This is a genomic window from Eubacterium sp. ER2, from assembly GCF_000765215.1.
GTDB classification, from domain to species: Bacteria; Bacillota; Clostridia; order Lachnospirales; family Lachnospiraceae; genus Claveliimonas; species Claveliimonas intestinigallinarum.
Genome location: NZ_JPJE01000031.1, coordinates 13,193 through 27,151 on the forward strand (window position 1 = coordinate 13,193; position 13,959 = coordinate 27,151).

A 13,959-nucleotide genomic window follows, 5' to 3' on the forward strand; every position below is an offset into this window, starting at 1 on the left:
ATGGATTTTGACATGGAAAAATGGATGCGGGACATGGTGAGCCCCGGAGAGAAAAGGCCTCTTCCGGTGCTCTCCTTTCCGGGGATCCAGATCACAGGAAACACAGTGGAGGAGACGGTGAGGAGCGGACGGCTCCAGGCCGAGTGCATGGAGGCCATTGCGGACAGATTTGACATGGCAGCCGTGCTGGGGCTGATGGATCTGTCGGTGGAGGCGGAGGCCTTCGGCAGCCCGGTGCGCTACAGCAGCCAGGAGGTGCCTACGGTGACGGCGGCCATCATCCAGGAGGAAGAGGAGGCGGATGCCCTGCAGGTGCCCCCGGTGGGAGCTGGAAGAACAGGGGAGTGCCTGGCCGGGATCCGGCAGGTGGCCGGACAGGTGAAGGATCGGCCTGTCCTGGCGGGGATGATCGGACCCTACTCCCTGGCGGGGCGGCTTCTGGATATGACGGAGATCATGATCCTGTGCTACGAGGAGCCCGAGATAGTGGAGACCGTGCTGGAGAAGGTGACAGGCTTTCTCTGCGACTACGCCAGGGCCTTTAAGGAGGCGGGAGCCGACGGCATCGTCATGGCCGAGCCGGCGGCGGGACTTCTCTCCCCGGGGCTTTTCCGGGAGTTCTCCGTTCCCTATGTGAAGCGGATCTGCCAGGCGGCCCGGGAGGCGGGTCTTGCCCTCATTTACCACAACTGCGGCATGGTGGAGCCGCTTCTTGGGGACATCGCGGATATACCCGCCGACGGGTACAGCTTCGGTAACGCGGTGGACATGGCAAGAGTGCTGAAGGAGATGCCGGGAGACCGGATCGTTATGGGCAACATCGACCCGGTGGGCGTGCTCAGGAGCGGCACGCCGGAGACGGTGGAAAAAGCTGTGACAGAGCTTATGGAGAGGTGCGGCAGGTATCCCAATTTCCTGCTCTCCAGCGGCTGCGATATCCCCCCGGTGACGCCCCTTGCCAATCTGCAGGCGTTTTTTGACAGCGCGCAGGCGTTTTACGGGAAATAAAGGAGGAGAAGGAAAATGGAACTTTTACAGGAAATGTCGGAGCTTTTGCAGAAGGGGAAGGCAAAGAAGGTGAAGGCCCTGGTACAGCAGGCCCTGGACGAGGGCATAAATCCCAAGGAGATCTTAAACGAGGGCCTTCTGTCGGGCATGATGGTCATTGGCGGAAAATTCAAGAACAACGAGGTGTTCGTGCCGGAGGTGCTGGTGGCAGCCCGGGCCATGAACGCCGGGCTCTCCATCCTGGAGCCCAGGCTTGTGGAGGTGGGCAACGAGCCCGTGGGCCGGGCTGTCATCGGGACAGTCCAGGGGGATCTCCACGATATCGGCAAAAATCTGGTCTGTATGATGTTCAAGGGGGCTGGCTTTGAGGTCTGCGACCTGGGCGTGGACGTGAGCTCAGACGCCTTCATCGACAAGGCGGAGGAGATGCACGCAGATGTCATCGGCATGTCCGCTCTTCTGAGCACCACCATGTGCCAGATGCAGTCCTGCATTGACAGGCTGAAGGAGAGAGGCCTGCGGGACAAATACATTGTCATGATCGGCGGCGCCCCTGTGACAGACGAGTTTGCCAGCCAGATCGGGGCGGACTACTACACGCCGGACGCCGCCTCCGCGGCGGAGACGGCCCGGTCCGCTGTCATGGAAAAGAAGAGCGCGTAATGCGGTACACAGATTTTCATATCCACATCTCAAAGGAGGAGGTCTGCCGCCTGCTGGACGGGGAAAAGAGCGGCCTTCAAAAGATGCTGGAGGAAGAGCTGGAGGAAATGCTGCCGGAGGCCCGAAGAAGGCTGGATCCGGCGGCTTTTCTGGGATTTGGAGACGAGGAGGAAGCCCTCTATGTCATCACTACCGTGGGGGCGGACTTAAGCGACTGGTCCGGGCAGCTTTTCAAGGAGGGAGACTGCGTCCGGGCTATGCTGGCAGATGCCCTGGCGGATGTCTGCCTCTTCCAGATGGACCGGCAGCTCCGGGAGGAGGTGCTTCGTCTCTGCAGGCGGCGGGGAAAGGGCATTGCCAGGCGGCTGGAGGCGCCCCAGGACGCCCCCATGGAGCTCCAGAGAAAGGCCTTTCATGTCACCGGAGCCGGCCAGTACGGTATGGAGATCACAGAGGGGCTGATGTACCGCCCGGTGAAAAGCGCCTGCCAGGTGTTCCTGCTAAGCGATGAGAGGGATCAGTTTTTCTGGGAGCACGATTGCAGCGGCTGTTCCAACACCTCCTGCCGGATGCGCCGGGGGCGTCCTGTTGTTCTCACAGTGGAGGCCCGGGAAAAGGGCGGGCAGGAGAGCAGGCAGGTGAAAGGCCATGTGGAGAGAGGAAAGAGCATCCTGGAGACTCTGGGAGAGTGGGGCATCCCTCTGGCCTCCCCCTGCGGCGGCAGAGGGACCTGCGGAAAGTGCCGGATCCGGATCCTGGAGGGGCAGATGCCAGTGACAGAGGCGGACAGGCGGTTCTTCTCGGAGGAGGAGCTGGAGGCGGGGCTGCGCCTTGCCTGCCGCGCCATCCCGGAGGGAGACTGCCGGATCTGCCTGGAGGGGCCCGGCGAGGATGGATTTTATATACCGGAGAGCCGGATGAGCCGGGATCATGGACGTCGGGGAGCAGAAAGCCCGGAGGAGGAAAAGAGGGCAGTCGGAAAGGCGGTGGCGGTGGACATCGGGACCACCACCCTGGCTATGGAGCTGGTGGATCCTGCGACAGGGCGGACTGAGGGCAGCTACACGGCCCTCAACCCCCAGCGCCGGTACGGGGCCGATGTGATCGCCCGGATCCAGGCGGCGGGGGAGGGGAAGGGATCTCAGATGCAGGCCTGTATCCGGGAGGCCCTTCGGGAAGGCCTTGACGCTCTGACAGAAAAGGGAGAGGCTCGTATCAGGCAGATGGTCATTGGGGCCAACACTACCATGGTCCACCTGCTCATGGGATACCCCTGCAGCTCCCTGGGAGTCTGGCCCTTTGAGCCCTATGACATTTCTTCCGTGGATGGAGACAGCCGGGAGGTGCTGGGCGATGAGACAGGAGAGTTCGCGGTGCACATTTTCCCGGGAGTCTCCGCCTACATCGGGGGCGATATCACAGCCGGACTCTACGCCCTGGGATTCCACGAGACGGAGAGGATCCGGATTCTGGTGGATCTGGGCACCAACGGGGAGATGGCGGTGGGAAACAGGGACCGGATACTGGCCGCCTCCGCTGCGGCGGGCCCTGCCTTTGAGGGGGGAAACATTACCTGCGGTACAGGCAGCATACCGGGAGCCATCTGCGGCGTCAGGTGGAACGGACGGCAGATGGAGCTTCGGACCATCGGCGGGGAGAGTCCTGCCGGCATCTGCGGCACCGGGATCATCGAGACTGCGTACGAGATGAGGCGGGCCGGCGTCCTGGACGAGACAGGACGGCTGGAGGAGCCCTGGGACGAGGAAGGGTTTCCGCTGGACGAGGCGGGCAGGATCCGGATCTTTCAGGAGGACATCCGGGAGCTTCAGCTGGCCAAGGCGGCGGTGCGGGCCGGCCTTGAGACCCTGCTCATAGCGTACGGCATCCGGGCGGAGGATGTGGACGCCTTCTGCATCGCCGGAGGCTTTGGATGCCAGCTTGACATGGAGAAGGCGGCGGGCATTGGCCTTCTGCCGGAGGAGGCTGTGGGAAAAGCCGATCCGGCGGGAAATACATCCCTCGCGGGGGCGCTGCGTTGGCTGAGAGAGGAGAAGGGCGGGGAGACCGCGGACCGGCTCGCAGGGTATGTCCGGGAGGTTCCCCTCTCCGCGAACAAGGATTTTCAGAGATTTTATATGGAATACATGTACTTTGGGGAAGATGAAGAATAAAAGAGAAGAAGGAAAGGTGAGGAAAATGACGCCCAGAGAAAATCTGCTTCATTTGCTGAGAAGAGAAGGCTATGAGACGGTGCCGGTGGAGTTCATGCTCTGCCCCAGCCTGGAGAAGAGCTTCCAGGAGGAGATCGGCGGGCCGGGCTCTGACTACATGGACTATTTTGAGATGCCCTGGCGGCGCGTGGGGGACCTGATCCCGGAGGATACGGATGTGACCCGGTTCTACCCCTACTACGATGAGGTCAAGGACAATATGGAGATTGACGAGTGGGGGGTAGGCCACGAGTCCAGCCCCACCTCCATGCACATGACAAAGATGCTCCACCCGCTGGAGGACGCGGAGGATGTGGAGGAGATCGAGAGCTATCCCATCCCCGTCTACACGGAGGAGAAAAATGCCTGGGTAAAGGACCGGGTCAAAGGCCTGCACGAGAGAGGGCTTGCCTCAGTGGGCAACATGCAGTGTACCATCTGGGAGACCTCCTGGTACATCCGGGGCATGGAAAATCTCATGATGGATATGCTCAGCGATGAGGAGATGGCGGAGGCGGTCTTTGACATGGTGGAGAAAATGTCCACAGATCGCGCCCTGATCTACGCCAAGGCAGGGGTGGACATCCTCTACCTGGGAGATGACATCGGCATGCAGCACAGCATTATGATGAGCGAGGAGATGTACACGCAGTGGATCTGCCCCCGGCTTAAGCGGCTCATCTCAAAGGTGAAGGCGGTGCGGCCGGACATCATCGTCATCTACCACTCCTGCGGCTACATTGAGCCATTTATCCAGGATCTCATTGACGCGGGCATCGATGTGCTCAATCCCATCCAGGCGGAGTGCATGGAGTTTAAGTACATTTACGAGAAGTACGGGGATCAGATCTCCTTCCACGGCACCATCGGCACCCAGACGGTCATGCCCTTTGGGACGCCGGAGGAGGTGAAGGAAAATGTGTGGGGCAACCTGGACATCGCCGGGCCCAAGGGCGGACTGATGGTGGCTCCCACCCATCTGCTGGAGCCGGAGGTGCCCTGGGCCAACATCCTGGCCTACGTGGAGGCCTGCCGGGAGTACCGGAAAAAATAGAAGGGAAAACAAAAAGGACAAGGACCCGTCAGGGCCCCTGGACAGTCTTAAGGCTGCTGCTTTGCAAGGACAGCAGCCCCGGACAATGTAGCTAATCAGGTCCACTGCCACTATCTGATGGGGCTTGCCTGCCTCGGCTACGGGAGAAAGGAGGAGGCCCGCCGGGCCTTCCGGAGGGCCCTGGAGCTGGACAACAGCCACCAGAACTGCCGCATCTACCTGGAGATGGCGGAGAGAGAGTGAAGAAACCGTTGACATCTTCCCTGCTTTGTGATATAAACTCTTTCATAAAGAGTTAGTCAAAGCTTTATGAGTGGTTTTTCAAAACCACATTGGAAAAAACATATCTGGATGAGATATTCCGGCGGCTGCGCAGCGTACCTATTATGTACGCGGCAGCCGCCCTAAAAATGTCCAAAATCACAAAGATGACAATAAGAAAGACAAAAGAGAAAGCGGGGAATATGTATGGAGCAGGAACAGACAGAAATCCGGCCCGGGCAGACGCTTTTTGCCGGGATTGACGTGGGGTCTACCACTACAAAGATCGCGGCTGTGAACCCGGAGGACGGGCAGGTAATCTACTCGGATTACAGGAGACATCACGCCAATCAGGTACAGAGTATCATACACGCACTGGAGAGCTTCCGGGAGAAATTCCGGGGCGTAAAGATCCGCCTGGCCCTGACAGGGTCCGGGGCCAAGCCCATCGCGGAGAAGCTGAAGGTGCCTTTTATACAGGAGGTGGCGGCCAACGCGCTGGCGCTTCGAAAGAAATACCCCTCTGTCCGCACAGCCATTGAGCTGGGAGGGCAGGATGCCAAAATTATCTTCTTTAAAAAGGACGAGAAGACCGGCGACCTGAACGTGGCGGACATGAGGATGAACGGAAGCTGTGCGGGGGGTACCGGCGCCTTTATCGATGAGGTTGCTTCTATATTAAAAGTGCCGGTGGAGAAGCTGAACGATCTCGCGGAGCAGGGGGGATTTACATACGACATTTCCGGGCGGTGCGGGGTCTACGCCAAGACAGACATCCAGCCCCTTCTGAACCAGGGAGTGGCGAAGTCTGACCTGGCCCTCTCCTCCTTCCACGCCATCGCCAAGCAGACCATCGGCGGACTGGCCCAGGGGCTGGAGATCAAAAAGCCGGTGGCTTTTGAGGGAGGCCCCCTCACCTTCAATCCCACCCTTATACAGGTGTTTGCAAAGAGACTGAAGCTGTCCGGAGAGGATGTGATCATCCCCAGGAGGCCCGAGCTGATGGTGGCTTACGGGGCGGCCATCTCCCTGGAGAGCATGTTTGAAAACAGGAAGCGGATCCTGGATACCGGGGAGCTTCTGGAAACACTGCGCAGCCCTTCCTTTCAAGCAAAGAGCGGCCAGGGGGAGGAGGCCCGGCCCTTCTTCGCCTCGGAGGAGGAGAAGGCTGCCTTTGAGAAACGGCATGAGAAGGCCTCCAGACAGTGGAAGAAGCCCCGGCCGGGAGAGAAGGTAGGCGTGTATCTTGGCATTGACTCCGGCAGCACCACCACCAAGTTTGTGCTGATGGATGAAAAAGAGGAGATCCTGGACTCCTTCTATGCTCCCAACGAGGGAGAGCCCCTTCTTGTGGCCAAGAAAGCCATGATCCAGATGCGGGACCGCTATAAAAAGGAAAACATTGATCTGAATATACTGGCAGTGGGCACCACCGGCTACGGGGAGCAGCTCTTTGCCAAAGCCTTCCAGGCGGAGTACCACACTGTGGAGACGGTGGCCCACGCCCGGGCGGCAGAAAAGTACGTAAAAGACGCCACCTTCATTCTGGATATCGGCGGACAGGACATGAAAGCCATCTGGCTGGACAACGGCATCATCACCAATATCCTGGTCAATGAGGCCTGCTCCTCGGGCTGCGGTTCCTTCCTTGAGAACTTTGCCGCCTCCCTGCATATCCCGGCCAGAAAGATCGCGGAGGCAGCCTTTGCCTCAAAGCACCCGGCAAAGCTGGGAAGCCGCTGTACGGTCTTTATGAACAGCAGCATCATCACCGAGCAGAGAAACGGCCGCCTGCCGGAGGACATTATGGCGGGACTGTGCCGTTCCATCATAGAGAATGTATTTACCAAGGTGATCCGCATTTCCAATCTGGACTCTCTGGGAGATAAGATCGTGGTCCAGGGAGGCACCTTTGAGAACGATGCGGTGGTGCGGGCCATGGAGGAGTACACCGGTCGCCAGGTAGTGCGGGCCCCCTATCCGGGGCTGATGGGCGCTGTGGGCGTAGCCCTCATCGCAAAGGAGCGGCATGAGAGGGAGCCCGAAAAGCATACCTTCATCGCTCTGGACAGCCTGGACGACTTTTCCTACACCCAGGAGTCCAACTCACCCTGTCCTTTTTGCACCAACCACTGCCGCAGGACCATTGTCACCTTCTCAAACGGCAATTCCTGGGTGACCAACAACCGGTGCGAGCGGGGCGAGGTGCTTGGAAAGCCGGGGGATGCCCAGGCCAGAAAGCAGCTCAAGGAGAAAACCCAGAGGGTGAACCGGGTGCCCAACATGTACCGAAGGAGGGAGGAGCTTCTCTTCAAGGACTACCCCTACCCGGAGCCGGCGGTGAAGAGAGGTATCACCATCGGACTTCCGAGAGTGCTGTCCAACTGGGAGTTCATGCCCTTCTGGAGCACCTTCTTTAAAGCCCTGGGCTTCCAGGTGCAGCTCTCCGACATGAGCACCCGGAAAATGTACGAGTCCGGTCTCTCAGCCGTCACCTCGGACACAGTGTGCTTCCCTGCAAAGCTGGTACACGGGCATATCCGGAACCTGGCGGCGAAGAAGGTGGACCGGATCTTCATGCCCGCCATCACCACCATTCCCACCGAGAACCGGGAGAAGACGAGCGAGTCCATGTGCGCTGTGGTGAAGGGCTACCCCATTGTGGTGAAGAATTCCGACAACCCGGAAAAGCAGTTCGGCATCCCCTTTGACGAGCCTTTGTTCCACTGGCCCTCAAGGGAGGACAGGGACCGGCAGCTCACCATCTATATGAAGGATCACTACCAGATACCGGAGGAGGAGACGAGGAAGGCCATGGAGGCCGCAGACCAGGCCCAGGAGAGCTTCCGGGCTGAGCTGAAAAGGCAGGGGGCTGCCATTATCGAGAAGGTGAAGGAGAAAGGGAAATTTGCCGTTGTCCTGGCCTCAAGGCCCTACCAGAACGACGCTCTTGTGAACCATGACCTGCCGGAAATGTTCGTCACCATGGGGATCCCTGTGCTGACGGCGGACTCCGTTCCCGGAATCGAAGACGTGGACCTCTCAAAGAGCCGGATCGACATTGTCAACAATTTCCACGCCAGGATGCTCTCCTCCGCTATCCTGACAGCCCGGAGCGACTGCCTGGAGTACGTGCAGGTGGTGAGCTTCGGCTGCGGCCATGACGCCTACCTGTCGGATGAGATCATCCGGCTGATGCACGAGATCTCCGGGAAAATCCCCCTTGTCCTGAAGCTGGACGAGAGCGATATCCAGGGCCCGCTGCGCATCCGTGTCCGCTCCTTCCTGGAGACAGTGGCCATGGGAAGAGAGAAAAAGAAGAAGCTGGAGACAAGGGAGCTGACAGATCCCTACCCGGTGAAATTTGAGAAGAAGGACAAGGCGGACAAGGTGGTGCTGGTGCCCAACACCTCCCACGCCTTCAGCAGGATCATGGCCGCCTCCTTTGCGGGGCAGGGCGTGAAGACTGTGCCCCTGGAGATCGGAAGAGGAGAAGCCATACGGCTTGGAAAGCAGTACGTCCACAATGACATCTGCTTCCCCGCCCAGATCGTCATCGGAGAGGCTCTGGAGGCCCTCAAAAGCGGCAAATATGACCCGGATCACACCGCCATCGCCATGGGAAAATATGTGGGAGACTGCCGTCTGACCCACTACAGCGCCCTCCTTCGGAAGGCCCTGGACGACGCGGGATTTCCCCAGGTGCCCATCCTGACCAACGACGATGCGGACTCCCACCACCTGCACCCGGGATTTAAGATGAACCTGGCGTCCTCCCTGAAGATTGCCTTCTCCCTGCCCATGATCGATGTGCTGGAGGAGCTTCTGCGGAAGATCCGCCCCTATGAGAAGGTGAAGGGAAGCGCGGACGAGGCCTTTGAGCGGGCCATGGACGCGGTGGTGGAAGGACTGGAGACAAAGGGCGTGCCGGGAGCGAGAAAGGGCTTTAAGAAGGCCATCGACATCATGAATGAGGTGGAGTACGACCGCAGCGATCCCAGGCCCGGCGTGCTGATCGTGGGCGAGTACCTGCTGAACTTCCATCCCGGCGCCAACCATGACATCGAGGCCTACCTGGAGAAGAACGGCTTTGAGATCATTGAGGCCCGTATGACGGACGTGATCCGCAAGACCTATTTTTACCAGGACAGCCAGAACAGGGAGTACCATCTGAAGCGGCCCCTCATCCAGAAGATCTGGTTCCATGTGGCGAACAAGGCCTTTGACTTTGCCCACGATATGACAGACCGGATCGCGAAGAAGCATCCCCTCTACGAGCCAGCCCTGCGGATGGAGGACATGGTGAAGGACAGCGATCAGGTCATTCACCACACCTTTGATGCCGGAGAGGGCGTGCTGATCTCAGGAGAGATCCTTCATCACGCCAGGAAGGGGTGCAGGGCCTTTGTGATCCTCCAGCCCTTCGGCTGCCTGCCCAACCACGTGGTGGGCCGCGGCATTGCCAAGAAGCTGAAGGAGCTGTACCCGGATGTGCAGATCCTGCCGCTGGACTACGACCCGGATGTCAGCTTTGCCAACATTGAGAACCGCCTCCAGATGCTGGTCATGAATGTGAACCAGAACAAAGAAGAGGCTTCGTAAAAATCATAAAAAACACAAAAACATAAAAGGTTTTTCACAATTCCATCACAGAACCGGCCTATAATCAGTCTTGTAAAAAGAAAAAAGACCATTTACAGGAGAGGAAAAGAGGCAGGATAATATGATGGATGACAAATATACAGAAGGATATACAGGAGAAAACAAAGAGACTCAGGAGACCAAAGAGACCGGCGGGCAGACAGAACAGCAGCAGAATATACTGGAAAGCGCCGGACAGCAGGCAGGTCAGGAGGCAGGCGCTCCCGGTCAGATGAACTATACAGAGACGGAGAGCGCTTCCGGCGCCCCGGCAGGCCATAAAATGAAAAAGGCCAGGGCCAGAAAGCCAAAGAAAGCGCCTGTAGGTCCTATGAGCATGAAAAAGAGATGGGCCATCCTGGTGGCCATGGCTCTTGTGTTCGGAACGGTGGCAGGAGGAACCGCCTTTGGAGTCAATGTGGCGGCTGGAAGCCTTTATGACCGGCACAACGCACAAAAGAGCCTGACAAACACACAGACTGTGTCCAACTCCGGAAGCACCGAGGACAAGGGCACTGTGGCAGAAGTGGCCCAGAACGCCATGCCCTCCCTTGTGACCATCTCCACCATGTCTGTAGAGGAGATGAGAAGCTTCTTCGGCGGCACCCAGGAGTATGAGGTGGAGGGAGCCGGCACCGGCGTCATTGTGGGAAAGAATGACACGGAGCTCCTCATTGCCACCAACAACCACGTTGTGGAAGGCGCGGACAGCCTGTCCGTAGGATTTGTGGATGAGTCGGCAGTGGAGGGACAGATCAAGGGAACAGACGCGGACAATGACCTGGCCGTGGTAGCTGTGAAGCTGTCCGATATCTCCAGCGACACCATGAACCAGATCAAGATAGCCACCATCGGTGACTCCGATGACCTTGTTCTCGGGGAGCAGGTTGTGGCAATCGGAAATGCCCTTGGCTACGGCCAGTCCGTGACAAGCGGATACGTGAGCGCTCTGAACCGTGACCTTCAGCTCACGGACAACAGCGGCAACACCATCAACTCCACAGGTTTGATCCAGACAGACGCCCCCATCAACTCCGGTAACAGCGGCGGCGCTCTGCTGAACATGAACGGTGAGCTCATCGGCATCAACGAGGCAAAGAGTTCCACCACTCAGTCCGGCACCACAGTGGACGGCATCGGATTTGCCATCCCCATCAACAAGGCAGAGGAGAGCCTGCAAAGTCTGATGAACCAGACGACCAGGGAGAAGGTGGACGAGAGCCAGGCGTCCTACATGGGCATCCAGGGGGCGGACGTCTCCCAGGAGGCAGCTCAGATGTACGGCATGCCCACAGGTGTGGCTGTCTCTGAGGTGGTCAAGGACGGGCCTGCTGACAAAGCGGGTATCCTTGCCGGCGACGTCATCACAGGATTTGACGGCCGCTCCATCAGCAGCATGTCACAGCTTAAGGATACGCTTCAGTACTACGCTTCCGGTGAGACTGTGGATGTGACAGTCCAGAGATCCGATCAGGGACAGTACAAGGAGCAGACCGTGAGCGTTACTCTCGGCTCCGCAAGCGAGGCGCAGCAGAACCAGCAGAGTCAGCAGAACTAAGGTGCAAGGCTTTTGCCGGCGCAGAGCTGAGCTTAAAACCGGATGCCAGATATGCTATGTCGATAATAAAAAAGAGAAATAGAAAAGGGAAAACCACAGAAGCGGTCTGCCCTCGACAATGAACCAACTTAATACTTTATGGCATCAGCCGTCACTATTGCAGTAGTGGCGGCTGTTTTTTGATTTCCAAGATTTTCACGGAAAAATATAGGGCTTCCCATTAATGAGGCATGCCCGGCAAGCAGACCTTGTCAGAAGTAAAATCATGGTATACTATAGGTGATAGAGAGCCTATCAGGCAGATCGAGCCTCGTGTTATCAGGCAATTTTTGAGAAGGAGGTTTAGCAGGATGAGAAAATGTATCCGTTGTGGAAGCGAGATGAAGGAAGACTGTGCGATCAAGGTGGAGGGAGCCGGATATGGAATAGTCCTGTCCTCAGACGAGAAGAAGCTTTTTGGCGGTAGAATGGGGAAACCCAAGGTTGCCATCTGCCCGGAATGTGGAGAAGTCTCCATCTATATGGAGGATGTGGAGAAGCTGAAGGACTGAGCGGCAGTACATTGGAATTTCTCTCTATCCGCATCAGGCACTTACAAGGAGGACAGGATGGAACAGGACAGAAAAAAGAAGGATAAGAATACAGATGACTATCTGGCAGTAGGAATAAGTCTGGGCGTAGCCTTTGGGCTTATATGGGATAACCTGGCGCTGGGCCTTGGCCTGGGAGTTGCCTTTGGCCTGCTGGCCGGACGATTTAAAAAGAAGTGAAGTATGAGGATTTCTTCTAGCTTTTATCGAAAGGAATAGTATTTGTATGAGTAAGCTGAAAGCAAAAGAATACAAGAGATTCGAAGACATAAAGCATATCAGAGATGATGGCAGTGAATTTTGGTCGGCCAGAGAACTTGCGCCGGCGTTAGAATACAATAAATGGGAAAATTTCCAAAAAGTAATTAAGCGTGCTATGATTGCCTGTGAAAACAGCGGTCATGTTATCGAGGGCGATTTTCCTGAGGTCAGGAAAATCGTTAGTGCGGGAGCGACCAATAAGCCGATTAAGGATTATGAGCTTACTCGATATGCCTGCTACCTGATTGTACAGAATGGTGATCCGCGTAAGGCGGTTATTGCTCTTGGTCAGACATATTTTGCTATTCAGACATATCGCCAGGAAGTTGCAGATCATTTTAATGAGTTGGATGAAGACAGAAGGCGTTTGGTCGTGCGTGGTGATATTAAGCAATGGAATCAACTTCTTGCAGAGACAGCCCATGATGCAGGAGTTATTACGAATGAAGAATTTGCAATATTCCAAAATGCCGGGTATATGGGATTGTATGGAGGCATGGATGTTGATGACATTCATAAGAAAAAGAATCTGGCGGTTGGTCAGAAAATTCTTGATTACATGGGAAGTACGGAACTTATCGCAAATTTGTTTAGAATATCGCAGACAGAGGAAAAACTGCGCAAAGATGAAATAAAAGGAGCAAAAGAAGCGACGTCTACCCACTATAAAGTTGGAAAAGAGGTTCGTGGCGCTATCGAGAAAATAGGTGGTACGATGCCTGAAGATTTGCCGACGCCAGAAAAAAGTATTCAGCAAGTTGAAAAGGAACAGCTCGCCCGATTGCAAGCAAAGGCAAAAGCAGGCAAACTGATGCTTGATGAATAAAATTATACTGGTACTCTGCCTTTCAGCTATACCGGCGTATGCCAAACAGGTATTTGCCATTGCGCCCATCCGGCGGTAAACTGTAATAGAAGCGGACTGTAACGGAAGCAGAGGCTGTAATGGAAACAGATGTTTTCTTGCTTGACAGTGAAAATACTTTTCTGTAAACTATAAAAAGACTGTTTGATTACAGAAATATGCCAGTACAGGGAAATCCTGGCGAAAGGGCAGCGGAGGTGAATGTATGAAGGTTCTCGTTATAGATGGCCAGGGCGGCGGATTGGGACGTCAGCTTGTGACGGCTGTGAAGAGCCGGTATCCGGAGATGGAGGTTCTGGCGGTGGGGACCAACAGCGCTGCCACAAACGCCATGCTCAAAGCAGGGGCGGACCAGGCGGCCACAGGGGAGAACTCCGTGGCTGTGGCGTGCGGGAAGGTAGACGTGATCATGGGACCTGTGGGAATTGTGATTGCGGACTCCATGCTTGGCGAGATCACACCCCGGATGGCGGTGTCCATCGGGCAGAGCCAGGCGAAGAGGATCCTGATCCCGGTCAATCTGTGCGATAACCTGGTAGTGGGCGTGGCAGACCTGACTATGGCAAAAAGAGTAGAGAGCGCAGTGGAAGCGCTGGCTGAGCTGATGAACTAGACAGAGGATATCCGGCAGGAAACCGGAGCATGACGGCAGAAGCCGCGAAGGTAAAGAGCGCGGGAAGCGCTTTCTGGCAGCCAGCGTAAGGATATTGTGAGACCGTGAGACAGGTGTAAAGTACATTCAATTAAAAAAGGGACAGATTTGGAATGGATACCAGGAAGGTGTCTGCACTCAGAAGAGAGGCAGGTGCCTTTTTCTTTTGCTATTTTTTAGAGAGACAGCAATTTGG

General features: G+C 56.6%; 11 protein-coding genes. All 11 read left to right on the forward strand.

Features of this window, described 5'->3' with window-relative positions:
* The 11 genes from NI21_RS0111280 (at position 1) to NI21_RS0111320 (ending at position 13,724) form a co-directional block, all read left to right on the forward strand.
* Positions 1-1,008, forward strand: a complete 1,008-nt coding sequence (locus NI21_RS0111280) for a uroporphyrinogen decarboxylase family protein (protein ID WP_033126301.1) — start codon at positions 1-3, stop codon at positions 1,006-1,008.
* 15 nt (positions 1,009-1,023) lie between these two features.
* Entirely contained in the window at positions 1,024-1,671 is a 648-nt protein-coding gene (locus tag NI21_RS0111285; RefSeq protein WP_033126302.1) for a B12-binding domain-containing protein, read from the forward strand.
* Positions 1,671-3,842, forward strand: coding sequence for an ASKHA domain-containing protein (locus tag NI21_RS0111290; protein WP_052084073.1), 2,172 nt, complete (start codon positions 1,671-1,673; stop codon positions 3,840-3,842). The genes NI21_RS0111285 and NI21_RS0111290 overlap by 1 nt, the downstream gene beginning before the upstream one ends.
* Positions 3,832-4,935: a uroporphyrinogen decarboxylase family protein gene (locus NI21_RS0111295; RefSeq protein ID WP_242842851.1), complete on the forward strand. Its 1,104-nt coding sequence runs from the start codon at positions 3,832-3,834 to the stop codon at positions 4,933-4,935. The genes NI21_RS0111290 and NI21_RS0111295 overlap by 11 nt, the downstream gene beginning before the upstream one ends.
* 117 nt (positions 4,936-5,052) lie before the next feature.
* Positions 5,053-5,178: a hypothetical protein gene (locus NI21_RS16535; protein ID WP_081958057.1), complete on the forward strand. Its 126-nt coding sequence runs from the start codon at positions 5,053-5,055 to the stop codon at positions 5,176-5,178.
* Between the two features lie 225 nt (positions 5,179-5,403).
* Complete coding sequence (locus tag NI21_RS0111300) at positions 5,404-9,798, forward strand: acyl-CoA dehydratase activase (RefSeq protein ID WP_052084074.1); 4,395 nt, start codon at positions 5,404-5,406, stop codon at positions 9,796-9,798.
* Between the two features lie 121 nt (positions 9,799-9,919).
* Positions 9,920-11,395, forward strand: a complete 1,476-nt coding sequence (locus NI21_RS0111305; protein WP_052084075.1) for a S1C family serine protease — start codon at positions 9,920-9,922, stop codon at positions 11,393-11,395.
* 350 nt (positions 11,396-11,745) lie between these two features.
* Positions 11,746-11,946, forward strand: coding sequence for a hypothetical protein (locus NI21_RS0111310; RefSeq protein WP_033126303.1), 201 nt, complete (start codon positions 11,746-11,748; stop codon positions 11,944-11,946).
* A gap of 57 nt (positions 11,947-12,003) precedes the next feature.
* The gene (locus tag NI21_RS16910) at positions 12,004-12,165 is read left to right on the forward strand and encodes a hypothetical protein (RefSeq protein ID WP_171031494.1); all 162 of its coding nucleotides are present in this window, start codon (positions 12,004-12,006) and stop codon (positions 12,163-12,165) included.
* A gap of 46 nt (positions 12,166-12,211) precedes the next feature.
* Positions 12,212-13,072: a DNA damage-inducible protein D gene (gene dinD / locus NI21_RS0111315; protein WP_033126304.1), complete on the forward strand. Its 861-nt coding sequence runs from the start codon at positions 12,212-12,214 to the stop codon at positions 13,070-13,072.
* Between the two features lie 244 nt (positions 13,073-13,316).
* Entirely contained in the window at positions 13,317-13,724 is a 408-nt protein-coding gene (locus tag NI21_RS0111320; protein WP_033126305.1) for a DUF3842 family protein, read from the forward strand.
* Positions 13,725-13,959 lie beyond the last annotated feature (235 nt).

What these genes read in the sequence shown, in the direction of transcription:
- NI21_RS16910 (WP_171031494.1), top strand. Translation starts at nt 12,004, where the DNA reads ATGGAACAGGACAGAAAAAAGAAGGATAAGAATACAGATGACTATCTG.
- NI21_RS0111320 (WP_033126305.1), top strand. Translation starts at nt 13,317, where the DNA reads ATGAAGGTTCTCGTTATAGATGGCCAGGGCGGCGGATTGGGACGTCAG.
- dinD (WP_033126304.1), top strand. Translation starts at nt 12,212, where the DNA reads ATGAGTAAGCTGAAAGCAAAAGAATACAAGAGATTCGAAGACATAAAG.
- NI21_RS16535 (WP_081958057.1), top strand. Translation starts at nt 5,053, where the DNA reads ATGGGGCTTGCCTGCCTCGGCTACGGGAGAAAGGAGGAGGCCCGCCGG.
- NI21_RS0111310 (WP_033126303.1), top strand. Translation starts at nt 11,746, where the DNA reads ATGAGAAAATGTATCCGTTGTGGAAGCGAGATGAAGGAAGACTGTGCG.
- NI21_RS0111285 (WP_033126302.1), top strand. Translation starts at nt 1,024, where the DNA reads ATGGAACTTTTACAGGAAATGTCGGAGCTTTTGCAGAAGGGGAAGGCA.
- NI21_RS0111295 (WP_242842851.1), top strand. Translation starts at nt 3,832, where the DNA reads ATGAAGAATAAAAGAGAAGAAGGAAAGGTGAGGAAAATGACGCCCAGA.
- NI21_RS0111300 (WP_052084074.1), top strand. Translation starts at nt 5,404, where the DNA reads ATGGAGCAGGAACAGACAGAAATCCGGCCCGGGCAGACGCTTTTTGCC.
- NI21_RS0111290 (WP_052084073.1), top strand. Translation starts at nt 1,671, where the DNA reads ATGCGGTACACAGATTTTCATATCCACATCTCAAAGGAGGAGGTCTGC.
- NI21_RS0111305 (WP_052084075.1), top strand. Translation starts at nt 9,920, where the DNA reads ATGATGGATGACAAATATACAGAAGGATATACAGGAGAAAACAAAGAG.
- NI21_RS0111280 (WP_033126301.1), top strand. Translation starts at nt 1, where the DNA reads ATGGATTTTGACATGGAAAAATGGATGCGGGACATGGTGAGCCCCGGA.